Annotated in this window: 25 protein-coding genes; 7 read left to right on the top strand and 18 right to left on the bottom strand. The window is 68.2% G+C overall.

Going from position 1 to position 26,028, the window contains the following annotated elements; genetic code table 11:
* Positions 1-113 precede the first annotated feature (113 nt).
* Both G6N53_RS07065 and G6N53_RS07060 read left to right on the top strand, forming a co-directional pair.
* Positions 114-482 carry a hypothetical protein gene (locus tag G6N53_RS07065; RefSeq protein ID WP_237166446.1) on the top strand — a complete coding sequence of 123 codons (369 nt, stop codon included), beginning with the start codon at positions 114-116 and terminating at the stop codon, positions 480-482.
* Positions 479-757 carry a hypothetical protein gene (locus tag G6N53_RS07060; protein WP_163886472.1) on the top strand — a complete coding sequence of 93 codons (279 nt, stop codon included), beginning with the start codon at positions 479-481 and terminating at the stop codon, positions 755-757. Before G6N53_RS07065 ends, G6N53_RS07060 begins: the two co-directional genes overlap by 4 nt.
* Positions 758-825: 68 nt before the next feature.
* Here G6N53_RS07060 and G6N53_RS07055 read toward each other — a convergent pair whose 3' ends face one another.
* Positions 826-1,266 carry a hypothetical protein gene (locus tag G6N53_RS07055; RefSeq protein ID WP_163887829.1) on the bottom strand — a complete coding sequence of 147 codons (441 nt, stop codon included), beginning with the start codon at positions 1,264-1,266 and terminating at the stop codon, positions 826-828.
* Between the two features lie 775 nt (positions 1,267-2,041).
* Here G6N53_RS07055 and G6N53_RS07050 point away from each other — a divergent pair.
* Positions 2,042-2,500 (top strand): nuclear transport factor 2 family protein, encoded by a 459-nt coding sequence (locus G6N53_RS07050; RefSeq protein ID WP_163887828.1) that lies wholly within the window; start codon positions 2,042-2,044, stop codon positions 2,498-2,500.
* 2 nt (positions 2,501-2,502) lie between these two features.
* Here the strand turns inward: G6N53_RS07050 and G6N53_RS07045 are convergent, their stop codons facing one another.
* Positions 2,503-3,174 (bottom strand): L,D-transpeptidase family protein, encoded by a 672-nt coding sequence (locus G6N53_RS07045; protein WP_163887827.1) that lies wholly within the window; start codon positions 3,172-3,174, stop codon positions 2,503-2,505.
* Between the two features lie 90 nt (positions 3,175-3,264).
* Between G6N53_RS07045 and G6N53_RS07040 the strand changes: the two genes are divergently transcribed.
* The gene (locus G6N53_RS07040; protein ID WP_163887826.1) at positions 3,265-4,785 is read left to right on the top strand and encodes a DUF222 domain-containing protein; all 1,521 of its coding nucleotides are present in this window, start codon (positions 3,265-3,267) and stop codon (positions 4,783-4,785) included.
* A gap of 38 nt (positions 4,786-4,823) precedes the next feature.
* Here the strand turns inward: G6N53_RS07040 and G6N53_RS07035 are convergent, their stop codons facing one another.
* Entirely contained in the window at positions 4,824-5,639 is an 816-nt protein-coding gene (locus G6N53_RS07035) for an SRPBCC family protein (protein ID WP_205390322.1), read from the bottom strand.
* A 2-nt stretch (positions 5,640-5,641) separates the two neighbouring features.
* Positions 5,642-6,232 (bottom strand): helix-turn-helix domain-containing protein, encoded by a 591-nt coding sequence (locus tag G6N53_RS07030; protein ID WP_163895572.1) that lies wholly within the window; start codon positions 6,230-6,232, stop codon positions 5,642-5,644.
* A 62-nt stretch (positions 6,233-6,294) separates the two neighbouring features.
* Here G6N53_RS07030 and G6N53_RS07025 point away from each other — a divergent pair, with 62 nt between their 5' ends.
* Positions 6,295-7,791, top strand: a complete 1,497-nt coding sequence (locus G6N53_RS07025) for a bifunctional phosphatase PAP2/diacylglycerol kinase family protein (protein ID WP_163887825.1) — start codon at positions 6,295-6,297, stop codon at positions 7,789-7,791.
* Here G6N53_RS07025 and G6N53_RS07020 read toward each other — a convergent pair.
* Positions 7,745-8,416 (bottom strand): phosphatase PAP2 family protein, encoded by a 672-nt coding sequence (locus tag G6N53_RS07020; protein WP_205390321.1) that lies wholly within the window; start codon positions 8,414-8,416, stop codon positions 7,745-7,747. The two genes, G6N53_RS07025 and G6N53_RS07020, sit on opposite strands and share 47 nt — an antisense overlap.
* Before the next feature lie 70 nt (positions 8,417-8,486).
* Between G6N53_RS07020 and G6N53_RS07015 the strand changes: the two genes are divergently transcribed.
* Positions 8,487-8,969, top strand: coding sequence for a hypothetical protein (locus tag G6N53_RS07015; protein ID WP_163887824.1), 483 nt, complete (start codon positions 8,487-8,489; stop codon positions 8,967-8,969).
* Between the two features lie 9 nt (positions 8,970-8,978).
* On the opposite strand, the gene G6N53_RS07010 is transcribed toward G6N53_RS07015, so the two are convergent.
* A complete protein-coding gene (locus G6N53_RS07010) occupies positions 8,979-9,269 on the bottom strand; it encodes a CDGP domain-containing protein (protein WP_163887823.1) in 291 nt (96 codons plus the stop codon).
* Positions 9,270-9,406: 137 nt separating this feature from the next.
* Complete coding sequence (locus G6N53_RS07005; protein WP_163887822.1) at positions 9,407-10,171, bottom strand: trans-aconitate 2-methyltransferase; 765 nt, start codon at positions 10,169-10,171, stop codon at positions 9,407-9,409.
* 36 nt (positions 10,172-10,207) lie between these two features.
* Between G6N53_RS07005 and G6N53_RS07000 the strand changes: the two genes are divergently transcribed.
* Positions 10,208-11,416 carry an alpha/beta hydrolase family protein gene (locus G6N53_RS07000; protein WP_163887821.1) on the top strand — a complete coding sequence of 403 codons (1,209 nt, stop codon included), beginning with the start codon at positions 10,208-10,210 and terminating at the stop codon, positions 11,414-11,416.
* On the opposite strand, the gene eccE is transcribed toward G6N53_RS07000, so the two are convergent.
* The 11 genes from eccE to eccA are packed head-to-tail and all read right to left on the bottom strand — an operon-like array spanning position 11,403 to position 26,002.
* Positions 11,403-12,329, bottom strand: a complete 927-nt coding sequence (eccE, locus tag G6N53_RS06995) for a type VII secretion protein EccE (RefSeq protein ID WP_163887820.1) — start codon at positions 12,327-12,329, stop codon at positions 11,403-11,405. The genes G6N53_RS07000 and eccE overlap by 14 nt on opposite strands.
* On the bottom strand, positions 12,326-13,711 hold the full coding sequence (gene mycP / locus G6N53_RS06990) for a type VII secretion-associated serine protease mycosin (RefSeq protein WP_163887819.1): 1,386 nt from the start codon (positions 13,709-13,711) through the stop codon (positions 12,326-12,328). Before mycP ends, eccE begins: the two co-directional genes overlap by 4 nt.
* Positions 13,693-15,147, bottom strand: a complete 1,455-nt coding sequence (eccD, locus tag G6N53_RS06985) for a type VII secretion integral membrane protein EccD (protein ID WP_163887818.1) — start codon at positions 15,145-15,147, stop codon at positions 13,693-13,695. Before eccD ends, mycP begins: the two co-directional genes overlap by 19 nt.
* Positions 15,129-15,998 (bottom strand): ESX secretion-associated protein EspG, encoded by an 870-nt coding sequence (locus tag G6N53_RS06980; protein ID WP_163887817.1) that lies wholly within the window; start codon positions 15,996-15,998, stop codon positions 15,129-15,131. Before G6N53_RS06980 ends, eccD begins: the two co-directional genes overlap by 19 nt.
* A gap of 9 nt (positions 15,999-16,007) precedes the next feature.
* Entirely contained in the window at positions 16,008-16,295 is a 288-nt protein-coding gene (locus G6N53_RS06975) for a WXG100 family type VII secretion target (protein WP_159229767.1), read from the bottom strand.
* Between the two features lie 32 nt (positions 16,296-16,327).
* The gene (gene esxG, locus G6N53_RS06970; RefSeq protein WP_163887816.1) at positions 16,328-16,621 is read right to left on the bottom strand and encodes a type VII secretion system protein EsxG; all 294 of its coding nucleotides are present in this window, start codon (positions 16,619-16,621) and stop codon (positions 16,328-16,330) included.
* Positions 16,618-18,231, bottom strand: a complete 1,614-nt coding sequence (locus G6N53_RS06965; protein ID WP_237166444.1) for a PPE family protein — start codon at positions 18,229-18,231, stop codon at positions 16,618-16,620. Before G6N53_RS06965 ends, esxG begins: the two co-directional genes overlap by 4 nt.
* 34 nt (positions 18,232-18,265) lie before the next feature.
* Entirely contained in the window at positions 18,266-18,574 is a 309-nt protein-coding gene (locus G6N53_RS06960; protein ID WP_163887815.1) for a PE family protein, read from the bottom strand.
* Positions 18,574-22,590, bottom strand: a complete 4,017-nt coding sequence (gene eccCa, locus G6N53_RS06955; protein ID WP_163887814.1) for a type VII secretion protein EccCa — start codon at positions 22,588-22,590, stop codon at positions 18,574-18,576. Before eccCa ends, G6N53_RS06960 begins: the two co-directional genes overlap by 1 nt.
* Positions 22,587-24,137: a type VII secretion protein EccB gene (gene eccB / locus G6N53_RS06950; protein WP_163887813.1), complete on the bottom strand. Its 1,551-nt coding sequence runs from the start codon at positions 24,135-24,137 to the stop codon at positions 22,587-22,589. The genes eccCa and eccB overlap by 4 nt, the downstream gene beginning before the upstream one ends.
* Positions 24,134-26,002, bottom strand: a complete 1,869-nt coding sequence (gene eccA, locus G6N53_RS06945) for a type VII secretion AAA-ATPase EccA (RefSeq protein WP_163887812.1) — start codon at positions 26,000-26,002, stop codon at positions 24,134-24,136. The genes eccB and eccA overlap by 4 nt, the downstream gene beginning before the upstream one ends.
* Between the last annotated feature and the right edge of the window lie 26 nt (positions 26,003-26,028).

The following is a 26,028-nucleotide window of genomic DNA, read 5'->3' as shown; positions in this document are numbered from 1 at the left end:
CGGCCGGTAATGCGGGTGAGCCATCCGGCGAGCAAACCGGATTCCGATTTTTAGACCAGCCGCAGCTCAGCGGCTATTTCGCCACGTTGAAAGAAGGAAGAATGAGACTGAGAATGCCGAGCGGCCTACGCCGCGACGGCCACGGCCAGAAGCTGTGGAGAACCGTCACCGACGAGTTCGACCTGGAGAACGAGCCGCACAAGGTGGCCCTGTTGACGCAGGCGTGCAGAGTTGCCGACCGGATTCACCAACTCGAAACGGCAGCGGCCAAGGAACCGCTGACTGTGCTCGGTTCCGCCCAGCAGAAGGTCATCCACCCGCTGATCAGCGAGGTCCGATTCCAGCGCGGCCTCCTGGCCCAACTGCTCGGCAGGCTGGGCCTACCGGACACCGACGAGGCCATCGCCGACAAGGCCGAGAAGCTCTTGCAAACGCGCCGGCGCGCCACGAAGTCCGCTCGACTACGGGTGGTGAACCGATGACAGTACGACGCAGCGCCAAGCGCGCACCCCTTGACGTGGAAATTTCCGAGCTGCCGGGCAGGTTCCTGCATGCAGAGGTGACCGCCGAGGACCGCTGCATGTCCGGCCTACATGAATACATGAGCGATCTGACGACGCACCTGCGCTGCAAATTAGGCGTCCGCAACGACGACGAACCTCCCACCGTGGACGTCATGAGTGCCATCAGCGTTCCGCCAGAGGCTTGGTACCGGGCAGTGCTAATGGGACAAGATGAGATCGAACAGCGAGAATGAGTCGTGAGCCGCCCGAGGCGGGTATGCGAACTGATCAGCAAATCGCCGGGGAGGCCGCGCGCAAGAATTCACTCCTCGTCATTGACATCGTCTCGTTGTCCGCTTAGAAACTCGCGCTGGATCCGACGCAGTTCAAAGCCTAAATCACGCCTCGAAATCAAATCACGTCTATACATTTGGAGAATCGCCCTCAATTTATCGGCAAGGTCACCACGGCCGTTTCTTTTCAGCTCGAAGGCGAATTCTTGCCAGCCTCCGCGCAGGCAAGCCTGGAGAAGCTGGCGTCGTGCTCGAGACTCTGTTTGTGTAGTTGTCAATACATAGATAACAAAACCAGCTAGCCCCCCTGCGGTACCCATATCCTCAGGGCCGAGATCCGGTACGTAATCGAGGAACGCTTCGGGGACCAGACCAATCACGTATCCACTTGCTGTGGCGGCGGCAACACGCCGTGACGAAAGCCCCTTTTGGGCGAGTGAACTCAGAATCTCGGACGGATCCCAAGCCATCTCAGTCCGAGCTTTCTCTGGAGGTTGAGCTGGACCTATAGCGAACATCCTCGGTGTTTCTCGATGCGCTCCGCAGCCAAAACACAGACGTTAGAGCAATAGTGACCGAAAGGACAGTCACTCCCACGATCAAGGCAACGATAATTACGGCAATGAAGGGCCAGGTGGCCGTCGGGACCGAATTGGCGACAAAAATAATTAGCAGCGCGATCATAACCAGTGTGGCTGCAACAGAGCCTGCTGGTTGTGACGCGCCATCGTTCAGACTTGCTTGCCGGGAGATCCAGGGCGATGGGTTGTCCGGTTCACCAAACTCCGACTGTTTGGCGACCTCGGAAAGGCCTACCATCGGGTCCTTCGAATCACCCCATCCACCTTTGGCATCCAACTGCTGACCTAGTTGAGAACGTTCTCTTCTTCTTCTACCAAACACCAGGAGCCCCTAACGAGTTGCGGTCTATGACCCCGATAGTCACCTTATTCGACCGGAACCTAGCGGGGTTGCCCTTGAGTCACATACCGCATCGGCGTAAAACATGATGTTCGAGTACTCCATCGGAACCGCCTGGTCGTTGTGCTCCACGGCCCGAATGTCGGTCACCTGGCATTTTGCGTACGTACACATGAGAACCGGCTATGCATTTTGAGTAATAGCTACCGATGGACAACCCCAGGGGTTCGGTCATGACCCAGGCCACGATAGCGCCCGAACCGATCCCGGCCGCTCAGACACTCTGCCCTATGCCGCGTTGCCGCGGTGTGCTGCAATGTCGCCATGGGTGACATCGATGACATCAAGCAGGTCAAGTACCGGTATCTCCGCGCGCTCGACACCAAGCACTGGGACGAGTTCGCCGACACCCTCACCGAGGACGTCGTCGGCCGGTATGGCGAGTCGATCGGTGAGGAGCACCATTTCACCAACCGCGACGATCTCGTCGGCTTCATGCGCAACTCGCTGGGACCCGAGATCCTCACCGAGCACCGCGTCAACCACCCCGAGATCACCGTCGACGGCGACGAGGCCACCGCGACCTGGTATCTGCAGGACCGGGTGATCGCGCCGGATTTCAACTTCATGCTGATCGGCGCGGGCTTCTACCACGACAGGTACCGCAGAACCGATGCCGGCTGGAAGATCTGCGAGACCGGATATGACCGCACCTACGACGCCTCGATGTCGCTGGAGGCGTTGAACTTCAAGGTCAAGGCAGGCCGCGCACTCAACCTGTGAGGCTATTCGGTGACGGCGATCATCGCTCCCGGCCGTAGCCACCGCATGATCGTCACCAGCTTTGCGTCGTCGATCGCCACGCAACCGGCGGTGGCGCCGCCGTCGGTGCTGTGCACGAAGAACGCCCCGCCCTTGCCCGGGATCCGCGCCTTGTTGACGCCCATCACCACCGCGTGAGCGTACTGCGGGATCTGCAGGTTCTCGGTGCCCGCGCTCAGTGAGGTGTTGAACGGACACTCGTCCTTCTTGCACACCTGCATGGTGTTGTAGGTCGGGCTTTCCATGTCGCCGTCCCACCAGTGGTCCGGGCCGACTTGGACGTATTGCAGGCCACCGCCAGGGTTGGGTTCGGTGCCGAACGCGAAGTCCAGAGTGTAGATCCCCTTCGGCGTCATCATCGAACCGTCGAAGTGATTGGGCGACATCCCTTTTGCGCCGATCTTGGCTGGGATGCCGACACCGCCGTCCACCGGCTGCCAACCGGCGGCAGTGCGCTGCCACACGTCCATCTTGGCGTCCGAACCGCCCACACCGGTGACGGACAACACCTGGGTGGCACCTCCGACGGAACGGGCGAACCAGGGCGTGAACTCCGCCGCGGCGTGCGGCGCAGCCAGCGAGGTCAGGACTGCACAGACCGCCGTCGCGCACAGCAAGATCAGCGATCGGCGCATTGCCCCATTCTGGTGGATCGAAGCCGCATCCCCGGTAAAGCTTCGGACACGATCGGGTCGCGCCGGCGAGCGAAAATTGTCGGTGGTCGAATGTATGTTCGAGTCATGTTGGGTACGGGGATGGTGTTGCGGGAGGCGGTGGCCGCGTTGCGGGCTGCTTTCGATGTGGTGGCCGTCTGCGATCTCGACCTGTTGACCCGGTCTGAGTTGATCGACTCGCTCGATGAGTTGGAGACGTTGTGGTGTCAGCTGCCGGGGTTGCGGGATCGGATGTTGGCCCGGTTGCAGGTCGAGGCGACTCCGCAGCAGCTGGGTGCCAAGTCGTGGAAGGACGTGTTGGCGATCCGGTGGCGGATCTCCCATGGCGAAGCCCACCGCCGTCTGGGTGAGGCGGCGGTGTTGGCGCCGCGGCGCGCGGTGACCGGCGAGGCGTTGCCCGCAGCGCTGCCGGCGACTGCGGCCGCCCGGGCGTTGGGATTGATCAACGCCGAGCATGTCGCGGTGATCCGTCACGCGGTGAACCGGCTGCCGGGGTTTGTCGACGCCGCGACCCGGGGGCAGTTCGAGGTCGATTTGGTGCGGGTCGCGGCCGGGGTGGGACCGAAGGATCTCAAAGATACCGCCGCGTTGAGGTTGTTTCTGCTCGATCAGGACGGCCCGGTCCCTGATGATGCCGAGCGGGCCCGCAAACGCGGAGTGAGGCTGGGTAAGCAGCGCGGTGATGCGATGACCCCGGTCGCCGGGGAGTTGTCCCCTGAAGCCGCGGTGGTGTGGGAGGCGATCTTCGCCAAGTACGCCGCACCGGGCATGTGCAACCCTGATGACCCCGAACCCTGTACCTCGGGGACGCCGTCGCAAGCCCAGATCGACAATGATCACCGCAGCCTGGCCCAGCGCCAGCACGACGCACTGGTGGTGGTGGGGCGGATCGCGTTGATGAGCGGGGAACTCGGCACGCTCAACGGGTTGCCGGTCGCGGTCATCATCCGCACCACGCTGCAGGATCTGGAATCCCGCGCCGGGGTCGGTGTCAGCGGTGGGGGCACGGTGGTGCCGATCGCCGAGGTGATCCGGATGGGCGCGCACGCCAACCATCACCTGGCGGTGTTCGACAAAGCCACCGGCTCGGCGTTGGCGTTGTTCCGGGCGAAACGGGTCGCGTCCCCGGCGCAGCGGATCATGCTGATCGCCCGCGACGGGGGTTGCACCAAACCGGGCTGCACCGTGGGTGCCTACGGCTGCCAGGCCCATCACGCCGCCGCTGACTGGGCTGACGGCGGTAACACCAACGTCGACGAGATGGGTTTGGCGTGCGGGCCTGATAACCGCGCTGTGGACACCGACGGCGGCTGGCGCACCCGGATGAACGAACGCTGCGAGGTCGAATGGATCCCGCCACCACCCTTGGACACCGGCCAAACCCGGATCAACTACCACCACCTCCCCGAACGACTCCTAAACCCACCAGAAGAGCCCGCTCGTTCAGAGACCACCGGAAAAGCCGAACCGGCCGATCCGGAACCGACTGCCCCAGAACCGGCCGAGGCGACCCGCACCGGCGAACCCGGCGAACCCGGCGGCCCCGCACCACCCGAAAACCAAGCAGCCTGACAGCTGCGTGCTTCAATCCGGTTCCGGCCGAGCGGGTTTCACCGTTGGGGGCCAGTGACCGGCACCAAATCTGCCATCCAGGCTTCCCAGCGCGCCTTTTCCGATGCCGCGACGGTGGCGGCTTCGGCACCGTAGAAGTAGATGCTGACCATCACACTGGTCTGCTCTCCCGTGCCGAAACTGCCGACCACCGCGACGCCCGGGTTGGGTGCAGCCAAGCGCACCATCACCTCCCGGTTCTGCGAATCCTGGTGCACCCGTTCGACGATTCCCTCCAGGGGCGGTACGCCGGCAGGTGTCCGCCAGGTACTCGCGACGTCGAGACCGGACAGTCCGAGCGCCGCAGCAAGCGACGCCCAGGCTGCGGCCAGTCCGCCGGGGTGCACGGTCATCACCCGGACACCGGCCGCCGGCTGACCTGCGAAGTGCGCCAGGTACAACCGCAGCACCTCGAAGAACCCCGGCCACCCGGTCTCGAAGCTCTCGAGTTCGTCATCCCAGTCGTCGCGGTCGGTGAACAGGCTGTGCACCATTCGCACGACGCAGCGATCGCCGGACCGGCTCGTCACCACCACCTCGGTGGCCACCGGCGGCGCCTCACCACTCCAACCGTGTTCCTCGTAACCCAGCCGTACCGGCGGATCCCACTCGGTGACCAACCCGGAACTTGTCGCCCCGCATCCGAAGTCGAATTCGATCGCTCCGCCGACATGTTCCTCGACAGTCGTCGGCGCGAACCAGGCGGCCATCCCCGGTCCGGTGGCGATCGCCTGCCACACCTGTTCCGGGGTGCCCGGTACGAGAAATTCCATCTCGACCCAGCGACGTCCGTTGTCGTCCTTCTTCAGCGCCATCTCTACGTACCTCCTGGTGTCGGCATCGGGTAGGCCGCCAGCACCACCCGGTGGGTGCGCCCGCGCGCACTGGTTTCGTCGTGGTAGCGCGCCACCAGCGTGGCGACGGCGTGGGTCAGCTCATCGGTGAAGGCAGCGCGGTCGGCGGCGGTGCGGAAGGTGACCGCGGTGTCGATCGACAACGTCGCCAACCGCTTCTGTTTCTGCCGGGCGACACCCCAGAGTTCACCGACCTCCCGCACGGCCCGAGCGGCGAGCGCAATGAGATAGCTGGCCGACAGTCTGTCGGCTGCCCGGTCGGGGTCGATCGCCACCGGACCGAGCGCTCCGGGCGACACGACGTACGACGACGCGGTGGCCACCAGGAGCCGCTCGGTGAGTCCGCCCCAGCGTCGCTCGCCGGCCACGGTGACGAGGTGGTGCTCCTCCAGCGCTCGCAGGTGGTAGTTCACTTTCTGCCGGGCGATCCCGAGGCGGGCCGCGAGCGCGGCCGCCGACGCGGGTTCGGCGAGCTCGGCGAGGAGCCTGCCGCGGATCGGATCGAGCGCGCTGACCGCGGCGGCCGGATCGTCGATGACCTCGAGGTCGAGCATGCAACTCATCGTCTCCTTGACAAATAAACTTGTCAAGGCTGCATTGCCGCTAGGTTGGCGTCATGGAACTGCTGCCAGTGCGACGGCGCCACCGCGGAATTCGGCAGATCGGCCAAGGCCTGGGCACCCTGGACCGTGAGGTCTTCGAGGCGATCGCCGAGTCCCCCAGCCCCCTGATCGACGAGATGATGCCCCGCCTGACCAGGGCCGCCGACCATTCCAAGCTCTGGTTCGCGATCGCGGCGGGCCTGACAGTGTTCGGCAGCCCGTCAGCCAAGCGCGGCGCAGTCCGCGGAGTGCTCACGCTGGCGGTGACGAGCCTGGTCACCAACCAGGGCGCCAAGCGCGTCTGGCGGCGGGAGCGCCCGAGCCGTCTGCTGGTGCCACTGGCCCGTCAGACCCGCCGGTTCCCCACGTCGAACTCGCTGCCATCGGGTCATTCCGCCAGTGCGGCGGCTTTCGGCGTCGGGGTGGGGTTGGAGAACCCGCCATTGGGGCTGGGCCTTTCGTTGCTCGCCGGGCTGGTCGGAATGTCCCGCGTGGCCACCGGTGCGCACTACCCGGGCGACGTGCTGGCCGGCTTCGGCATCGGCGCAGGCATCGCGGTCCTGGGCGCACGGGTGGTTCCGCCGATCGTCGAGCCCCGGATGCCGGCCACCGCCGCGCCGCTGCGGGTGGACACGCCGGCCCGCCCCGACGGGGCGGGAGTCACGCTGGTCGTCAACCCCGCCTCGGGCAGCGGCACCGGCGCTCGGGTCCTCGACGAGGTCCACGAGGCGCTGCCGCAGGCGAAGATCGTCGAGCTCACCGAGGACGACGACGTCGAGCAGGTGTTGCGGTCGGCCGCGCAGGACGCCGAGGTCCTCGCCATCGGAGGTGGCGACGGAACCGTGGCGGCCGCGGCGGCGGTGGCCGTCGAGGCCGGTGTGCCGCTCGCGGTCTTTCCCGCCGGCACCTTCAACCACTTCGCCAAGGACATCGGCTGTGACACCACCGCCAGCACCGTGGCAGCGATCCAGGACGGCAACGTGTCCTGCGTCGATCTGGTGTGCCTGAACGAAAAGCAGATGGTGGTGAACACCGCCAGCATCGGCGCGTATCCGCGGTTCGTGCAGAAGCGCGAGAAGCTCGAGCACCGAATCGGTAAACCGCTGGCGGGGATCTACGCGATGTTCCACACGTTGCGCCGGGGCGAACCGGTCCGCATCGCCTTCGACAACCAGACACTGCAGACGTCGATGTTCTTCCTGGGTAACTCGATCTACCTCCCGTCGGGGTTCGCCCCGTCGCGGCGAACGCGGATGGACGACGGCCTCATCGACGTCCGGATCCTGGAAACCGGGCGACGACTGAGCACACTGCGGATCATCACGTCGCTCGCGCTGGGCCGACTGGAGCGCAGCCCGCTCTATCACGAGATGCGGGTGCCCGAGTTCTCCTTCGAGGCAATGGACGGGCCGACGATCCTGGCGCTGGACGGCGAGGTCGGCAGCGAGGTGACCAAGGCCAGCTTCAGCGTTCGCTACCGTGCGCTGCCGGTGTTCCGGCCGACTGCGTGACGGTCCGGACAGGCGGCACCAACAGCAAGCACGCCACGAAATACGCGTAACCCAGCGCCCAACCGGCGAGCACGTCGGACGGGTGGTGCACGTTGAGCGCGACCCTGCCGACTCCGATCGTGACGATCACGACGACGCCCAGGGCGATGAGCCACGCCCGTCGAGAAGCGTGGACGACCGGGAGCCCGACCGTCAGCAGGGCCAGCACCGAAACCATCACGCCCAGCGCGTGTCCTGACGGGAAGGACGACCCGAGGGCCGACACCATCGCGGTGTCCGGCCGCGGCCGGTCCACCAGCGCCTTGGCGATCTCGGTCACCAGGCCGCTGAGTTCCACGCTGATCACCAGGAACATCGCGATGCGGACGTGTCGGCGGACCAGTGCCACCACGATCACCACCAGGGTCACCAGCCGGAAGGCGCCCGGCCCGAGCACAGTGCAGAAGACGTCCCACGCCGTGGCCCAACCCGGATACGCCTCGCCGAGCCGGTCCATCGGTTCCAGCGCCGCCGCGTCGACCCGGGCCAGCCAGGTCCACTGCCAGGCGTAACCCAGCCACAGGACGGCGAAGACTCCGACCGCGAATACCGCGGTGCCGGCCAGCAGGCCTCGGTGCGCCCTCACCAGACAAGCTGTACCACCCGCCGGTCCACGGCCTCCTCACGACTGCGTGCGGCTGAGCTACCGTGCGTTCATGGCCGTATTACTCCGGAAGCTGTTCCGTATCGGCAAGCTCCCCGGCGAGTTACGCGCCCAGGTCGAGGCCGAGGGACTGCTGTTCGCCGCCGAGTATGTGGCGGTGACCCGCCGCTTCCACGGCTCGGTGCCGGGGCTGCGCTCCTCGGGCAGCCTGGCCAGCTACGTCGGTGCTCTGGTGCTCACCGAACAGCGCGTCCTGGCCACGCTGTCCTCGGTGCCCAAACTCGCCGGACGTACCGTCGACCACCGCTGGGACGCCGCGCAGACTGGTGCGGTGGCCGCCGAACTGTCGGCCACCGGGCTGACCCTCGACGTCGACGTGGCCGCTGTGGATCCGCGCTTCTCCGGCGAACTGTCCCTGCACTACAAGGCGGACATCCCCGCCGACGTGCTGACCCGGTTGCCACGGACCTCGCTGGCGTTCGACGTGCCGCCGGAGTTCGTGTTCCGGGCCGTGGGCGTGCCGTATCACCCGTAGCGTGATTGCTCAGCCCGCGATGTGCATCGCCGGGTCGGCGAAGCCGGGATCCCGCGGCGGCTGGCCGGGACCCAGCAGTTCGCAGCGCCTCTCGGGCGCCAGATAGGAACTGGCGCCGCGAGGAATCATCTTGGCCACGGCCACACACCGCTGCCAGGTGCCGTCCGGCTGGATCGGTCCGTCGCACTTGCTGATGACCGGTCCTCCGTACAGGCAGCCTGCGTCGGCCGGCGGCGCCGAGACGAGCGGTTGTGCGGCCATCAGCAGGCCGGCCAATCCTGCGACCACCCAGCGCTTCATCTCGTCTCCCGTCACAACGCTGCGGGGTGTTGCCGTCGATCGGAGCGGCAAACATCGTCGTCAGCCCGGCCAGCAAAGCACCACGGTACCGCCGACCTGCCCGGCTTTTACGGCCTTTGCCGCATGCGTCGCAAATCTCAGTTCACCTGCGCCACCACGAACACCCGGCGGAACGGGAAGAACGTCCTACCGTCGGCGCGGGCCGGATACGAGGCGTCCAGCAGCGGTATCAGCTGGGCCCGGAACCGCTGCCACTGCCCGTCGGTCAGGCTGCTGCGCACCGGCCGCAGCGCGGTCCCGGTGATCCACTCCAGCACTGGGTTCTCCCCGGTCAGCTCGTGGACATAGGTCGTCTCCCACGCGTCGACCGTGCACCCTGTATCGGCCAACAGCGCGGCATAACCCTCCGCCGTCTGCACCACACCGGACTCAGGGAACAGGTTGTCCGGCAGTATTTCTGACCAATCGCGGCGATGCGCCAGATCGCGAACGGCCTGATGCGACGGCGCCTCGAAGTTGCCGGGAACCTGAAACGCCAACCATGATCCGGCGCTCAGCTGACCCGCCCACCGCACCACCAGTTGCGGATGCTCGGGCACCCAGTGAAGCGTCGCGTTGCTCACCACCACATCCGTGTCGGGTTCAGGCGTCCAACCCCGGACGTCGCCCAGCTGTGCGGCGATTCCACGTCCCCGCGCCGCCGCCACCATCTCCGCGGACGAATCCCACGCCTCGATCCGCGCGCCGGGCCATCGGGCGGCCAGCGTCCCGGTGAGATTCCCGGGCCCACAACCGAGGTCGACGACTCGTCGCGGGTCGGCCGCACCGACCCGCGACAGGAGATCGACAAACGGCCGGCCCCGCTGGTCGGCGAAGGCGAGGTAGACGTCCGGATTCCACATACCGTCAGTGTGGCGCACCAGCGGCCTGGCGTTAGCATGCCAAGGGTGGACTCCAGCTCGGACACCGAGACAGAGGCGCTGCCCATCCCGGTGCCGGACGTTCCCGGCGCCGACGCGTCCGCCCGCGGACTGCCCCGCCGCGTGGACCTCACACAGCGACAGCGGCTCATCGTGGACTCGTCGGCGATCGCCGACCTGGCGCTGCGCACGTCCATCGCGTCGCTGATCAGCGCCACCATGCTGCCCACAATTGCGGGGGCACTGCGCCGGTCGCGATCGCGGACCGAAGCGCAGCACCTGCGCTTCTACGCCGAACTCGCCGCGGCAAAGGATCCGCAGTTGTCCTTCCCCGCCCCCGCGTCGCTGCCGCGGGTGTCGTCGAGGCCGGCCAACCCGGTGGCCGAGTGGATCGCCCACGGCAACGTCCGCAACATCCGTTTCAACAGCAGCTTCACCGCCGTCAACCCGGCTCTGCGTGACCAGTGTGACGGCTACCAACGCAACAACGTCGTCCACGCCCAGCACTGGCGTCACGACGACGGGCCGCGGCCCACACTGTGTGTGATCCACGGTTTCATGGGGTCGGCATACCTGTTCAACGGACTGTTCTTCTCGCTGCCCTGGTTCTACCGTTCCGGGTACGACGTGATGCTCTACACGCTGCCGTTCCACGGCCCTCGTGCCGAAAAGTACTCGCCGTACAGCGGATACGGCTACTTCGCCCACGGCTTCGCCGGCTTCGCCGAAGCGATGGCGCAGGCCGTGCACGACTTCCGCTCGCTGATCGACTATCTCGAATACACCGGCGTCGACCGGATCGCGCTGACCGGGATGTCGCTGGGCGGTTACACATCGGCGTTGATCGCCAGTGTCGACGACCGCATCCAGGCGGTGATCCCGAACGTGCCCGTCGTGACGCCGGACAGGACTGTCGACGAGTGGTTCCCGGCCAACAAGATGGTGGCGCTGCGCGACCACATCGTGGGTACCGACCGGGAGTTGTCCGCGGCGGCGACGATGTTCCCGTCCCCGCTGAACTACCGCCCGTTGCCCGCCAAGGACCGCCGGTTGATCATCGCCGGTCTCGGCGACCGGCTGGCGCCACCGGAACAGGCCGAGATCCTCTGGAACCATTGGGATCGGTGTGCATTCCACTGGTTTCCCGGAAACCACGTGCTGCATGTCAGCCAGCCGGACTACCTGCGCCGGATGACCCGCTTCTTGGCCGATTTCATGTTCGACTGAGCGCTGCTCCGACCGGCCAGCGAAGGTCTGCCAACAGCTCGGCCGAGACCCGGACGGGCGCCCCGGACAACCGCCTGTCCGAATCGGGGGCCAACGCCGCGAGTGCCTGCCGGTGCCGGCCGCGCTCGGGCTCCAGACCGGGCAGCGATGCCCGGGCCCCCGGGCGCTCGTCGGTGCGGATCGCGCACGCCGCAGTCAGCCCGGGAGCGCTTGGGCTGCCAGTCAATTCGAATGCTGTCCAGATCTCGGACGGTTGTGACGCCCGGACCGCGGCGAGCGTGTCGGCGAGTTGGCCGTCGACGGCCACCCGGTAGGCGGCGACATAGCCGTGGTCGTCGGTGACACCGCGCCAGGTCTCCTTGCTCTGCGCCGGCACCGGAGCCGCCCCGGTGACGGTGTCGTCGACACCGACCTCCCAGCCTGCCTCGCGGAGGTGGTCGGCCATCCGCCGTGCCGCGACCACGACGGTGTCGTGCAGTGGAATTCGTCCGGACCGCGCCCGCAGTGCTGCGATGTTGTCCGCTGCCCCGAGGGTCAGACCGACCCACGTGGTTCGAGCACCTTCGACGTCTCGGCTGGTCACCCGAACCTTGTCGAAGCGGATGCCGTAGCGGTCGAGGTAGCCGGCGACCAGCTCCAGCGGGAGATCGGCACCCTCCGGTGACTCGATACGCAGCACCACGGTGGCGAACTCGCCGGCCTGGTGGCTGCCCTCGGCGTGATTTCGGCGGCGCAACATGGCGATCCGACGCACGACCATCGTCGTCACGAACATTCCGCGCCACCAAGCGAACACCACGGCGACCACGGCGAGCGCGGCCCCGAGAAGCCAGCGATCGGCGGCCGACTGCCAGGGGTAGGCCATGGCGGCCGGGATCACGAACAGCAGCGCCAGGGTGATCCGGACGGTCATGTGTTGTTGTCCTTCCGTTTTGCGCTCGCCACGATCACGGCGAGCACGAGTGCCGCCAGCACTCCGGCTCCGGCGAATGCGACCACGCGGGGCGTCGGATCTTCCGGGGCGGGCGGCACCGGAGCGGGGATTTGTCTGACGGCGGCCGGGTCGACCATGCTCTCGGGTCCCTCGGGCACCACCCAGGTCAGTGCCGCGACCGGGTCGATGCTGCCGGCGCCCACCAGATTCGACGGTGACCTGGCGCCGGTGTGGGCGGTGCCGCTGATTCGACCGACCACCTGTTGTGCCGTGAGGTCCGGGAATCTGCTGCGCACCAACGCCGCAACCCCCGACACGTAGGCGGCCGCGTAGCCGGTGCCGCTGATCGGTGCCATCCCCTGCTCGTTGTCGGGCATGCCGTTGGCCAACCCGCCGTCGGCAGCGTTGCTGACCGAGGTGATGTTCTCGCCAGGGGCAGCGATGCCCAGCCACGGACCCGCCATCGTGAACTGCGACGGCTGTCCCGCTGTGGTCAGTGAGCCGACCGACAGCACGTAGGGCTGCCACCACGACGGGATCGACACCGAGTTCACGCTCGCCCAGTTGCGCGGGTCGGACGGTCGGGCCGGGTCGGTCAGCGGGTTGGATTCGCAGGCCGTTCCGCCACCGGTGTTCCCGGCCGCGGCGACGATCACCGCGTCCTTCTCGACGGCGGCGTATCTCAGGGCCGCACCCAGTTCGCTCTGGTCGACGTTCTTGTTCGCCGGCACGCAGGTGACCGTGGAGATGTTGATCACCCGCGCTCCCGCATCGGCGGCGCGCACCACGGCACGCGCCAGCGTTGCGACGTCGCGGTTGGCCTGCGCCACAACCGGATCCTCACCGGGGTCACGGGCGGCGAAGTGGGCCGAGGACTGCCGGATCGAGATGAGCCGGGCATTCGGCGCCACCCCGGAGAAGCCGTCTGCGCCGGGTTGCCCTGCGATCAGTCCTGCCACCAACGTCCCGTGACCGTCGCAGTCGGTCAGACCGTCAGTGGATTCGACAAGATCACCGCCGCCCGCGACGTCGGGCAGCCGCGGGCCGGGGGTCACGCCGGTGTCGATGACCGCCACCAGCTGACCGTCGCCTCTGCTGTGCTTCCATGCTTCAGAGATGTTCAGCGACAGCAGGTTCGGGCTGATGCCGCCAGGGTCCGAGCCTGCGATGACTCCGCTGGTGACGCACTCGCTGCGCTGGGCCATGGTCTGCACCGGGCCGGCGTTCCCGGTCGGCGGTGCCATCGCCGGGTCGACCTCGGGCGGGGTGATCGCGCCGGCCGACGGCCCGCTGACCGCCAGGACCGCCGCGGTCACCACCGTCACGGCACCTACGCGTCGGATCACCGATTCAGCACCCATGCGAAGATCCCCACCAGGTAGGCCATCACCGGGATCAACGATGCGTCGAACGCCGAGGCGACGAAGCCGAGCAGTCGCCGCATCGGCAGCGAGTAGGTGTCCGGCTCGGCGACCCGCGGGTTGAGCGCCGCCACCACCCAGACCGCGACCAGCGCGGCGAGCACGGCGAGCGCCCACCACGCCGCGGCATGATCCCCGGCGGCGGCGAACATCGCCAGAAGGACCGTGGTGACCAGGTACGAATGCCCGAGGAGCCACGCCTTGCACGGCGCGGAGTCCCATACCCGGGCGCGCAGCGCCGCACCCAGTGCCACCGCGACCACCACGTACCACGCCCAGGGTGACACCTCACCGTCCCCGCCGACGACCGGCCACAGCACCGCGACAGAGCCGATGACGGCCAGCAGCACGCCCGCGGCGATGAAGCCGGTCTGGTGCGAGTCACCGGCCCGGATACGGCGCGGTAGATCCTCGAGCACCCGCAGCGGTGGTGCCGACGGCGTCGGATCGCCCGGGGCCGGGATGACCGGCACCGGCAGACGCGCGCACAGCGACGAGAGCTGGGCGGCCTGCACGGTGATCAGCAGTGCCACCACGATCAGCCCGCATCCGACAGCGAGCGGCGAGATGTTCCACACCGCGGCCGCGGCGGCGGCCAGCAGCACACCGAGCGCGGTGGCGGCGGCGGCGGTGAACAACGCGAGGGCGCGTTCGCCGACGGTGATGCTGATGATCGACCAGGCCGCCACGCCGGCCGCGGCGAGCAGAATGTGGGACGGTCCGAAATCCCCCGGAACGGCCAGCGCGAACGCCGCGGCCACCGGGGCCAGTGCCGTCGCTGCCAGCGCGGTAGCCAGCCACGCTGAACGGGTCCGGCTCAGCAGTGCGCCCAGCACCGCGGCCACCGCCACCCCACTGACCACGAACAACCCGACCGGGGTGCCGGTGACAACGCGGTGCACAACAGCCAACGCGGTAGTCACCAGGATAAGGCCGATGACCGCCAGGGCAGCGCCGCGTTGGATGTGCCCGGCCCCCCAGGGTTTTTCCCGGGCGGCGGAGAAGATCATCGCGGCATCGGCGATGTCTTCCACGATGCGTGGCGCCGGCGGACCGACCGGAACCGGCTGCAGCGCCAGCAAGTCGCCGTCGACCACACCCACGGTGTTGAGGGTGGCGTCGAGGCTGAACGGCGCACCGCCGACGGGCGCCAGGCTCAGCAGCTCTGCCGCATCCGCCGCCTCCTCGGCTGGGGACACGATGCGTCGGACCGCCGGGATGACCTCCCGCAGGGGCAGTTCCGCGGGTAGTGCCACCTCAGTCAGGCGGCCGCTGCCGTCGGCGGTCCCGTCCTCCCCCGCCGCGGCGGAGAACACGGCGACGCGCACGATCGGCATCACCGCGTTGTTGGGCGAAGTTACAGCGGACTCTGGCATTGCTCTTCTCTCTGCTGCGGGTATTCGTCGAAGTCTCTGGTGACGGCGTGCTCGGGGAACCACGGGCCGTCGGGCAGGGCGCCCGTCAACCGCTCGATAGCGGCGGCGATCGCCAGTGACCCACCGGGCGAGAATGTCGAGATCCACTCGCCGTCAAATGCTTTGGTGGGACTGACCAGGACCCGGCCGACCGAGGTGTCCACGATGCTCACACCGACGTCGGTGCTGACCCGATGTCCGTCGCGGTGCTGGCCCGCCACGATCTCCACATAGGTGCGGGAGTCCTCGAACGCGGCCACCACCACAGGGCGCGCGGACGAGGGGATCCCCAGGTAGTCCAGCATGTCTCGCACCGAGGCGCCGCCTCGGATCTGCTCGTCGGCCTTGGCCCCGGCCCGCGCGGGCAACGAGAACTCCTCGAAGCGTGCCGGCGGCCGTCCCGACAGGCCTGCCGTCAGCACCGGCACCAACGCTTGCGGGTGGTCGATCTCCATGGCCGTGAACGTGATCAACCCACCGCTGCGCAGCGCCACCACGGTACCGGCGTCGTCGCGGGCGACGATCCCGCGCAACATGGCGCCACCGCCGGCGATGAACCTGAGCTCGAGCCACTGAACCGGCCGGCACACCGTCCGAATCCACTGCGCCACAGCCGGGTCCACCACCCGGTCAGCCGTCATCACGCCGAGACGGGAAAGCCTGGCGACCTGGTCGTTCTCGAACTCCGCACGCTGCGCCATGTCACTGTAGGGCGGCGTGACGGCCAGCACCCACGGATAGCTTCCGGCGCCGAGGATGTCGGCGATGAACCAGGCCGCCTCAGCACTCAGCTCGACGGCATTAGTGCGCACTGGACTCGATCAGCCCCACTTGGCGCCTTCGGCCTGGTCACGCGCCGCCATCGAGGTGGTGTTCATCTCGTGGGTGCTCGCCATGGCACGGTAGGCGCGGACCAACTCCTCCAGGCTGGCGTTCCACTGCGCCTGCCAGGCCTGGTAGGTCATGCCGGTGTCACCCTGCCAGGCGCCCTGCAGGGCAGCCTGCTCGCTGGCGATGTCGGCGCCCACAGCGTGCAATGCGCCTGCATAGCTGGACATCTCGCCTGCGTGGGCGATCATCGCCGGGTAGTTGTACATGATCTGCGACATCGAAGTCCCTTTCGTCGAGGTGGAAAAACCGGTCAGATGCCGGTGTAGTTGCTGGCGGCAGCGGCGTCCTCGGCGACGTACGAGCCTGCGGCGTCGCCGATGTTGGCCTGCGCGATGTCGAGCAGCGCGTTGACCTTCGCCGACACCTCGACGAACCGCGCGTGCGACGCCTGGAAGGCGGCCGAGGATTCACCCATGTGGAAGGCCTGCGCCGACTGCGCCGCCTGCTCGGCCTGGGCGATGGTGCTCCGCATCAGCGCGGCCTTGGTGCCGAACGCGCTCTCCGAGGCGATGAGCTGTGGAATGTGAGCGTCCAAGAGACTCATGGGTTTTCCTTTCGGTTGTGGTGGTCGTGATCTTCTGTATCGGTGTCGTCGCCGGACGCCGGATCCCAGGTGCCGGGCAACATCGGGCTCTTGGGGCCACCGCCGAACGAGTCCCCCGCCAGGGTCGTCAGGCCGGTGGCTTCGGCAGCATCCTGGGAGCCTTTGGTCACCGTGCCGGCGAAACCCATGGCTCCGGCACCCCGCGAGGATGCGCTGACGTCCGGCGTCGATGCCGGTGGTGCGTCCTCCTCGGGATCGTCTTCGTAGTCCATGTAGGCGTCGGCGTAGCCGCGGCCCTTGATGTCCTCCTTCTGCCGGCGCCTGCGTTTGCGCCGTTCGGCCGCCGAGGCCGCCACCCCGGACGCCGCGGCGGGGATGGTGGCGGCAGGGGCTTTGGCTGCGGTCGAGTCGCGAACGGTCGGTGAGAATCCCCCATCCGGGTCCCGGGCGGCGACCGCATAGGGAACGAGCGGGGCCGCGGCGGTCGCCGGTGCGCCGGCTGCCGGGGCCGAGCCTGCGCTGACCGTGTTCACCGGCGTCGCTGCGGTTCCGGTCGGCGCCGGGGCCACCCCCGCCGCCGGCAGCGGCTGCGGGTCGCTACGGTTCGCCGGGGCCGGTTGTGCCGGGACCTGTTCCTCAGCGGGCGTGTCCGCCGGCTGCTCCGGCAGCCGATTCAGCAGCTCCTGCGCGACCCCCGCGATGATGCCGAGGGTGATCGCCGCCAGCGGCAACAGAAACAGCGACGGGTACAGGATCGACGCGCCCACCCACGAGACCGCCTGGTAGAGAACGGCCAGCAGGAACGGGCCCCACGTCACCAGCGCCGCCGCCGGGTTGGTGAAGAAGTCGGTGATCAGCGCGATGGTGTTGCCGATCGGATCCCGCAGGAAGTTGAAGATCGGCTCGAACAGGAACCGCAGGATGTCGCCGTACACCCGGATCAGGTCGGCGATGATGTCGCCGATGTTCAGCGCGGAACCTGCCTCCGCTGCCTGCACCTGTGCCGCCGAGCTCATCACGTCGGCTGCCGCCCTGCCCGTCTCACCGACACCGGGGATCAGCACGAACGGGGCCGGTGTGGACGTGGGCGTCGAGGCCAGGGCAGCACCCGACACGGCCTGGTACGCACTCATCGTGGTGGCCGCCTGAATCCACATCCGGACGTAGTCGGCCTCGTTCAGCACGATCGGGATCGTGTTGACGCCGAGGAAGTTCGTCGCCACCAGCACCGCGTGGGTGGTGTGGTTGAGCGCCAGCTCCGGCAGCGTCGGCATACTCGCCAGCGCCGACGTGTACGCCGCCGCCGCGGTCTCGTGCTGCACGGCGGTGGCCGCGCTGTTCGCGCTCTGCTGCGCCAGCCAGGCGAGATAAGGGGTGTGTGCAGCGACGTACTGCTCCGAGCTCGGACCTTCCCACGAGCCCGCCTGCACGGCCCCGAGGACATTGGTGAGTTCGGCTGCCGCGGCGACGTATTCGGTGCTCAGCGACTGCCAGGCCCCGGCCGCGGCCAACAGTGACCCGGGGCCGGGTCCGCTGCTCAGCGCCGCCGAGTGCACCTCGGGCGGGAGCGCCATCCACACCGGGGCGAGCGAAGCGACGGGGGCTGTCATGGCCGGGGCGAGCGAAGCGACGGGGGATGTCATATCAGCCGCGGGCGATCATGTAGGCGGACGCGGCCATCGCGTCTCCGGAGGCGTAGCTGGCGGCGGATTCACCGACGCCGATGCCGGAACGGCCGAGTTCTTCGACGCCGTGGGCGGCCAGCGTCTGGTGCTCTGCCCCGTGGGCGCTGAACCCGGCCGCGGTCTGCAGCGACACCGGATCGACCGCCGGTGGTACGACGGTGGTCACCAACGGTGCGGCCGCGGCGTGTACGGCCGCCATCCGGGCGGCCAGTGCTTCGACGGCTGCGCTGGCCGCGGTCAGGCCTTCCGGGACTACTCGCAGGGTCATCAGCTGTGCTCCTCTCCTCTGTGTGCTCCACCGAACCGGGCGGTCGCCGACTGCCCGGCAAGGGGGTTGACGAGTTGGACGAAAGCCGGGGTGTCACCGTCGTCGAGCAGCATGCCGCGCCCCACCGGCAACCTGGCGAACCTGTGTCCGCGGATCTTGCCGCTGTCCTGCGGGTTACCCGACAACATCAGGGTGGTCGCCTGCAGGTCGTTGAGGCGCCGCAGCAGCGGGGCGGTCATCACGGCGTGCGCCGAACCCGCTGCCCTGGCGGTGACGATCACCCGCAGCCCCAGGTCGGAAGCCTCGGCAAGCAGACCGATCAACGGGGTCCAGGGCCGTTGTCCGACATAGGGTCCGCTGGCCGCCGGGCCGTCCGGGATCTGATCGACGTCGTCGACGATCAGGTAGTGGATGTGGTTGCCGCTCCCGTTCTGATACGACCACCCGCGCAGCTCCTGCGGGCTCATCCCCGCGGGGGGACGGCGTTTCTCGATCAGTGCCGACAAGCCGAGCATCGCCGGGGTGATCCGGTCGATGTTGGGCGTGTACTCGTTGTCGGGGAAGATCGGCTCGTCGACGAGCTGCAGTCGGCGGTCGATCACGGTGAACGCCACCTGGTCAGGTCGTGAGTTCTCCCGGATGGTGCGGATCAGGTGCCGCAGCAGCGTGGTCTTGCCCGTCTTCGAGTCGCCGAAGACCATCATCAGCGGGTTGTCGGCGAAGTTCACGCTGACCGCGGCCAGATCCTCTTCCCGCTGTCCGATGACCACCTGTTCGGTTGCCGGGTAGAGCGTGCCGAACGCCTCGGGGCCCAGATCGGTCGGCAGCAGCCGCACCGGCGGTGCGCTGCGGCCGGGGTACCGGGCGTTCAGTGCGGCGATGGAATCCGTTGTGGGACAGGCGAACAGGAAGTGCTCGGCGGCCATCGTGAGGCCGCGTCCGGGCTGGTCGACGGGGACACTGTCGGCGGGCCGGCGAAGGGCGCTTGAGTCGGCGGGGCGGCGCAGCGCGCCCACGACCCGGACGTTGCTGTCGTGCGAGTCGTGCAGCCGCAACTCCAGGCGCAGCCCCAGCCCGTCCCGCATCGCCAACGGCACCTCGAGCCAGTTCGGCGTGGTGATCACCACGTGGATGCCGTAGGAGAGTCCCGCGTTGACGAGCTCGGTCACCTTGGCCAGCAACGGGTTTCTGGTGTTGAAGGTGTCGGTGTTGTCCCGGCTGAAGGCGTAGAGGTTGTCGATGAGCAGGAACACCTCGCCGTAACCGTCGCGGTAGTCCGCGTTGCGGGTGGTCGCACCGTGCTTCTGGCGGGCCCGCAGCAGCTGCTCGAGCTCACCGAAGGTCCGCCGGATCCGTTCGGATTCCAGCGGTGAGGCGACGCTGCCCACGTGGGCCAGGTCCTCCAGGCCACGCAGCTGTCCGCCGCCGTAGTCCAGGCAGTAGAACGTGACGTCGCCCGGTGCGTGCAGCGCCGCCGCCGACAGCACGAAGGTCTGCAGCGCCGTCGACTTGCCGGATTTCGGGCCGCCGTGGATCACGACGTTGGCCGCGGCCGAGGTGGCGTCGAAGACGAGCGGATCGCGCCGCATGTCGAAGGGCCGGTCGATCTCACCCAGCGGCCAGCGCCACTGTCCGGGACCGACACCGGCGCGTTCGAGGAGACCGTCGAGCGGGATCTCCTCTTCCAGCGGTGGCAGCCACAGCGCCGGCGCGTGCGGGCCGTACTGGGCCAGCTGATCGCCGATCGTCGCGATCAGCTTGCGGGGAGGCAGGACTTCGACGTCGGCACCGTCGTAGACGATGACGGTGTCGGGCTCCGGATCCACCCAGCCGGCGCTGAACAACTGCGGTTGCGGGATCGCATGCACGACGATCGACCGGTCCACCCGCGGCGGTTCGTAGATGCCGTCGACGTAGGTGCTGCGGAACTTGATCGGCAGTGCGCCCGGGGCGGGCACCAGGAAGCCGACGCCTTTGTGGTTCCTGCCCGACTCGATGTGGTAGGCGTCCTCCACGCCGATGATCTGGCGGGACACACTCGGGCTGGCGACCTTCAGACCGATCCGGTAGGAGGTGTTCTTGTCGATGTCCTTGATCCGGCCCACGTCGAGGGTCTGCGAGGCGAACAGGATGTGGATGCGGAACGACCGTCCCTTGCGGGCCACGTAGTCGAACAGATCGGCGTATTCGGGGTGGTCGGCGAGCATGAGGGTGAACTCGTCGGCGACGACGAACAGCGTGGGCAGCGGGGGAAGGTCGTGGCCTTCGTGGATCGCGTTCTCGTACTCGGTGACCGAGTTGAACGCGCTGCCCTGCACCCGGCGGCCGGTCTCCTTCAGGAGCTGTTCGCGCCGCGCCACCTCACCACGCAGGGTGTCGGCGAATCTGTCGGCCAGCGACCGCTTCTCGGCCATGTTCGAGATCACGGCGACGACCTGGGGGAAGTGCCGGAAGATGTCCGCGCCGGCCTCGCCCTTGAAGTCGGCATAGATGACGATCAGCCGGTCGGCCGAATGGGTGGTCAGCAGTGCCAGCAAAATCGACATCAGGGTCTGCGACTTCCCCGACCCGGTCATGCCGATCATCAGGCCGTGCGGGCCCATGCCGCCCTCGGCTTCGTCCTTGAGATCGAAGTACAGCGGCTCGCCGGTTGCCGTCACACCGATCGGGACCCGCAGCTCATCGTCCCGGTTCCGCGGTGCCCACAGCGCCGCGACGTCCAGCGCCGAGGCGTCGGGGATGCCGAGCAGCGTGGTGAACGCCGCGCCGCCGCTGCTGGCGGACCTGCCGTGGCTGGGGTTGGAGTCCCATCGAGACAGCCTGCGGGCGATGTGTCTGGCGTCCGGCGCCGTCAACCCGTCGGCGCGGTCGATGAACGGGCTCCAGCCACCGTTCTGCCAACGCCGGATCGCACCGTCGGCGATCCGCAGGATGGGCCGCTCCGGATCCGAATACTGTTCGCGGTGGGGCTCTTTGATGGTCCGGTGGATCACCGTCACGCCGTCCAGACCGCGCCCGACCAACTCGTCGGCGGCGGCACCTGAATCGTCTCGGGGATCGTTGAGCACCACGAGCAGGTGCTTGGTGTTGGCCGCACTGCCGACGGAGAACGGTCCGCGATCGGCGAGCGCAGGCGCGAGAAGCCGGCGCAGTGCCGAGGACTCGGTGGCCAGATACCGTGCCGGGCCGACGCCGTCGACCTGCCCGGGCACATCGACGTGTGGCAGCCACTTGAGCCACGACCAGTCGTCATCCTCCAGTTCGGTTCCGGCGAAGGCGATCCCCAGGACCGACGGGTCATGCCACGTCATCGCCTGGGCGAGCCAGGCGCGCAGCGCGGCGTCGACCTCGTCGTCGTCACCGAGCACCGTCACCCGGGAGACCTTGGTCAGGTCGATGCCGGTCGGGGCGTCGTGCAGGGTGCGCTGGGTGTCGAGAAGTCCCCGCAACGTGGTGTGGGAGACCGGCTCCAGGTCGATCTCGTCGGCGGTGTCCTTGACCCGAAGCGTGGCATCGAGGGCCTGGTCGTGCAGCCCGGCACGCAGTACCAGGAAATCCGGGTCGCGCGGGTCACGCTCCCACTGCCGGCGGGTGCCCGGGATGCTCGCCAGCGCAACGGGTTCCGGATGAGACCACAGCAGCGATGCGCGCTGCTCGTCGGCGTGGGCGCGGACGTTGTCGCGGACCACCGACAGGTACCGCAGGTAGTCGGCGCGCTCGGCGTCGACCTCCTCGGTGCGCATCTTGTTGTCCGACCCGCGGTAGAGCGCGGTCGCCGCCAACAGCAGTACGAACGGGAAGAACAGCATCGTGGGTGAGATCAACCGCAGACCGGTGGCGACGAGGGCGACGATCATGCCCACGATCAGGATGACGATCATGTAGGGCAACGCCCGGCGCAGCAGTGAGGGCGGCACCACGCGCGGCAGCTCCGGCGGCGGCTCGATGGTGATGGTGCCCTTGCGGGTGGCCGGTGGCGACACCCGTTTGCGATGCTCGAAGATCAGCCTGCTCACGGGTTCTCCAAACCGGGGGTGTCCAAACGTGCCGGCGCCGGGTTGGGTGCCAGCGTGTCGTGGGCCAGCAGCGCGTCGGCACGCGACAGCGTCGGGCCGGCGGCGAATTGCGACAGCACCGACCACGGGATGGGCAGCGGCGCGGAGGTCAGGCCGAGCGCGGCGACGGTGTCGGCGCCTGCGGATCCCCCGCTGTCCGCGCCGGTGGCGATGCCGTAGCGCACCCCGGTGTCACTGATCCAGAACAACGCGCCGCCACTGTCGACGAAGTATCCGCTGCCCGGCGTCAGTGCCACCCGGTCGGCGGGGCCGCCCGGGGCACCAGAGCTCACCAGGTCCACGGTGCGGAGGCCGTCGGGGACCGGCAGTGCGGCGCCTGACAGCAGCGTCAGCGAGGCAGCCTGCGCTCCTTCTGGTTTCGCCCACGCGGCGCAGGTGACCGGGTCGACGGCGGTGTCGACCAGGGTGACCGGGTCGGACGGGTAGGCGGTGGTGTCGACGGCGCGGGCGGTCGGGATCCGCGCGACGTCATCGGCGCCGAGGCGCGGGGGCTGGTCCAGTCCGTAGGAGTCGGTGTTGCGGATGATCGACGCCAGCACACCGGAGATCGGCTGCAGGCCGTCGGCGAGTACGAGGTAGTGACGCAGGGTGTTGTCCGCCTCGTAGGCGACCACGACCGCACCCACGGGTGCGACGACGGGCAACGGCACCGCGGGCGGCGCACCGGCACCGGGGATCACCGGTGACATCAGCGGCGGAGCCTCCGGAAGCGCGTTGAAGAGTCCGGCCGCGATCGGCTGGACGGCGGCGCCACCACCGCCGATTCCCAAGCCGTCGGTGACGGCGCGGTCGGCAAGGTCGACGGGGCTGCGCTTGCCGTCCCAGAGCAGCCACGTCCTGCCGGCGTTCTCGGCGAGCACCGCGTGGTCCGCGGGCAGGGTGGCGGCGCGTTCACCGCCGGTCTCGGGCTGTCCGGCGATCACGGTGGTACCGGGGGTGCCCGCCGCGCCGGTTGCAGCGTCGCACACAGTCCAGTAGGCGTCGCGAGTCATGTTGGCCACCATGCGTTCCGGGGCGCCGGGGATGCCCAGCATGTTCCCCCGCGGGAACTGGTCGAGCTCGCTGCTCTTCACCAGCGCGGGGTTGTCGGCCTTTCCGGTGATCAGCCGGGCCGAGGCCAGGTTCAGCACCGGGTGCAGCTGGTCGCCGAGCCGGACGTACATCGCCGCGGACTCACGGTCGGCGAGCACCGCGTCGTTGCCCGCGGCACCGGACGGTCGGATGAACGAGAACAGAAAGCAACCGATCATGCCTGTCACCAGGATCAGCCCGCCGACCAGCACGGCACGTGACTGGGTACGCAACGGGTCGACGAGCATCCGGGTGTCGTGCAGCGCAACGCCGGACGCGATGCGCCGCATCATGAACCGCCAGCCGGTCACCTGATGGCGGGTGACGAATCCGCGCCGGTAGCTGACGGCGTCGGGGTTTTCGTTGTTCGGGGTGCGTGAGCTGAAGGACCGGCGATCCCCGTTCGGCGCCGTCATCGTTGTACCGACTGACTCTGTTGTTCCGACTGACTCTGGGGCGCCGACAGACCGAGGCCACGCAGCTGCGGGGCGGCTGAATTGTTGACGTCGGTGGCGGTGATCGTCATCAGCTCGTCGTCGGTGAAGTCGTCCACATCGGAATGGTCGAGGCGGTACTCGCGCTCTTCCTCCGAGCGCTCCACCAGGTTTCGGACGAATCGACCGTTACCCGCGATGTCCAGGCTGCGGCGCTGCACGCCGTTGGCGTCGGGTGTCGACGACTCCGCCAGGTGCGCGAACAGCCGCTCCATGTCGGCGCGGGCGGCCTCCTCGAAGCGCGAGTCCCGCTTCTCGGCCATCCGCGTGGCGATTTCGACGAGCTCCTTGGGTGAGTACGACGGGAAATCGATGCTGCGGGTGAACCGGGACCGCAACCCCTCGTTGGCGTCGAGGAACGCATCGAGGTCCTTGCGGTAGCCGGCGACGATGACGACCAGCCGGTCCCGGTCGTTCTCCATCCGCGCCAGCAGAGTGTCGATGGCCACCAGGCCGAAGTCGTTCTTGGCGCCGGTGGACACCAGCGCGTAGGCCTCGTCGAGGAACAACACGCCGTCGAGCGCGCTGTCGATGATGGCGTTGGTCTTGGCCTCGGTTTCGCCGATGTGCTGGCCGATCAGATCCGCGCGGTGCACCTCCCGGACGGTTTCCTTCCTCAAAAGCCCCAGCCCGCAGTAGATCTTGGCCACCACGCGGGCGATGGTCGTCTTGCCGGTTCCGGGCGGGCCGGCGAAGACCAGGTGGTTGGTGCGCTGGGCAACGGCCAGGCCGCGCTCCTGACGCCTGATCGCCATCGCCACCGAGCTCTTCAGGCGGGCCACCTGATACTTGACCTCCTCGAGGCCGATGAACTCAGCGAGCTCCGCCTCGGCTTCGATCAGCAGATGAGCCTTGCGGTCCTTGGCACCGGGGTCGACGAAGTCGGCCTCACCCGGCTCGGTCTGCGGGTCCCACGGGTCGGTGCGCGCCTCGATACGCGCGGCGGTGGTGGTGACGATGCCGAATGAGTTGTCCGACAACGCTTCTTCGATGTGGGTGTTCTCGGGATTGGCAGCGTAGAGCTCCTGCAGCAACTCGTGGGCTTCCTCGTCCTCCCCCTGGGCCCGCAGCGCCAGCGCCTTGGCGAACGCGCCGTCGACGGCAGCGACGGCGATCGGGCCCTCGGGCCGTTCGAGGTGTGACAGGGCCGGGGCGAACATGCCCAGCCTGGCCAGTGCGATTCCCAGGGTCACCCGCGCGGCATGGGCGTAGTTCTCGTCGAGTGACTCGTCGGTGACCACCGGCGTCAGCAACCGGACCACGTCCGACCACCGCCCCGCCCGGTAGTAGGTCGCCACCCGCACCCACCGCGCCGGCAGCCAGCCGGGCCTGCGGTCCAGGACTTCGCCCACCATTCGATCGGCCGCGGCCCAGGACGCGGAACCGCCGGTGTCGCACAGGTGCACCGCGTAGGCCAGCGCAAAATCGTCGGGCACGGTGGCGCGCAGCTGGAGATACAGACCGGTGTCATAGGCGAACCCGAGCGCCCCCGGGGTGAGGTCGAGCTGACGCTGCAGCACGCCCGCCGTCGCGGATGTTTGCCAGACGGCCTCGATCACCTCGGACGACACATCGCCGGACGCCGCCAGACCGGTCCACGCGTCGCACTGGTCGTTGGCGATCCGCGTCAGCCCGGCGAAACCGGAGCGGGCGGCAGCGAGATCGGCCGGTCGCTGCCGGTCGTGCACGGACAACCCGAGCGCACGACAGCAGGTGGCGAACCGGCTGAGGACGTCGGGATCCACCCGGGGCGCTGCGGTCGCGAGCGTGTCACTTCCCATTTCCATGAGCTGTTTTGCGAGAGCGCCGGCGC

The organism is Mycolicibacterium hippocampi, assembly GCF_010723735.1.
Taxonomy (GTDB): Bacteria; Actinomycetota; Actinomycetes; order Mycobacteriales; family Mycobacteriaceae; genus Mycobacterium; species Mycobacterium hippocampi.
Note: the sequence above shows the minus strand (reverse complement) of the source record. Positions and strands in the feature narration are given on the sequence as shown.

Bases quoted from the DNA above. Each gene is read 5' to 3' on its own strand.
- G6N53_RS07065 (WP_237166446.1), top strand. From the start codon at position 114: ATGCCGAGCGGCCTACGCCGCGACGGCCACGGCCAGAAGCTGTGGAGA.
- G6N53_RS07060 (WP_163886472.1), top strand. From the start codon at position 479: ATGACAGTACGACGCAGCGCCAAGCGCGCACCCCTTGACGTGGAAATT.
- G6N53_RS07055 (WP_163887829.1), bottom strand. From the start codon at position 1,266: ATGGCTTGGGATCCGTCCGAGATTCTGAGTTCACTCGCCCAAAAGGGG.
- G6N53_RS07050 (WP_163887828.1), top strand. From the start codon at position 2,042: ATGGGTGACATCGATGACATCAAGCAGGTCAAGTACCGGTATCTCCGC.
- G6N53_RS07045 (WP_163887827.1), bottom strand. From the start codon at position 3,174: ATGCGCCGATCGCTGATCTTGCTGTGCGCGACGGCGGTCTGTGCAGTC.
- G6N53_RS07040 (WP_163887826.1), top strand. From the start codon at position 3,265: ATGTATGTTCGAGTCATGTTGGGTACGGGGATGGTGTTGCGGGAGGCG.
- G6N53_RS07035 (WP_205390322.1), bottom strand. From the start codon at position 5,639: ATGGCGCTGAAGAAGGACGACAACGGACGTCGCTGGGTCGAGATGGAA.
- G6N53_RS07030 (WP_163895572.1), bottom strand. From the start codon at position 6,232: ATGCTCGACCTCGAGGTCATCGACGATCCGGCCGCCGCGGTCAGCGCG.
- G6N53_RS07025 (WP_163887825.1), top strand. From the start codon at position 6,295: ATGGAACTGCTGCCAGTGCGACGGCGCCACCGCGGAATTCGGCAGATC.
- G6N53_RS07015 (WP_163887824.1), top strand. From the start codon at position 8,487: ATGGCCGTATTACTCCGGAAGCTGTTCCGTATCGGCAAGCTCCCCGGC.
- G6N53_RS07010 (WP_163887823.1), bottom strand. From the start codon at position 9,269: ATGAAGCGCTGGGTGGTCGCAGGATTGGCCGGCCTGCTGATGGCCGCA.
- G6N53_RS07005 (WP_163887822.1), bottom strand. From the start codon at position 10,171: ATGTGGAATCCGGACGTCTACCTCGCCTTCGCCGACCAGCGGGGCCGG.
- G6N53_RS07000 (WP_163887821.1), top strand. From the start codon at position 10,208: ATGCCAAGGGTGGACTCCAGCTCGGACACCGAGACAGAGGCGCTGCCC.
- eccE (WP_163887820.1), bottom strand. From the start codon at position 12,329: ATGACCGTCCGGATCACCCTGGCGCTGCTGTTCGTGATCCCGGCCGCC.
- mycP (WP_163887819.1), bottom strand. From the start codon at position 13,711: ATGGGTGCTGAATCGGTGATCCGACGCGTAGGTGCCGTGACGGTGGTG.
- eccD (WP_163887818.1), bottom strand. From the start codon at position 15,147: ATGCCAGAGTCCGCTGTAACTTCGCCCAACAACGCGGTGATGCCGATC.
- G6N53_RS06975 (WP_159229767.1), bottom strand. From the start codon at position 16,295: ATGTCGCAGATCATGTACAACTACCCGGCGATGATCGCCCACGCAGGC.
- esxG (WP_163887816.1), bottom strand. From the start codon at position 16,621: ATGAGTCTCTTGGACGCTCACATTCCACAGCTCATCGCCTCGGAGAGC.
- G6N53_RS06965 (WP_237166444.1), bottom strand. From the start codon at position 18,231: ATGACAGCCCCCGTCGCTTCGCTCGCCCCGGTGTGGATGGCGCTCCCG.
- G6N53_RS06960 (WP_163887815.1), bottom strand. From the start codon at position 18,574: ATGACCCTGCGAGTAGTCCCGGAAGGCCTGACCGCGGCCAGCGCAGCC.
- eccB (WP_163887813.1), bottom strand. From the start codon at position 24,137: ATGACGGCGCCGAACGGGGATCGCCGGTCCTTCAGCTCACGCACCCCG.
- eccA (WP_163887812.1), bottom strand. From the start codon at position 26,002: ATGGAAATGGGAAGTGACACGCTCGCGACCGCAGCGCCCCGGGTGGAT.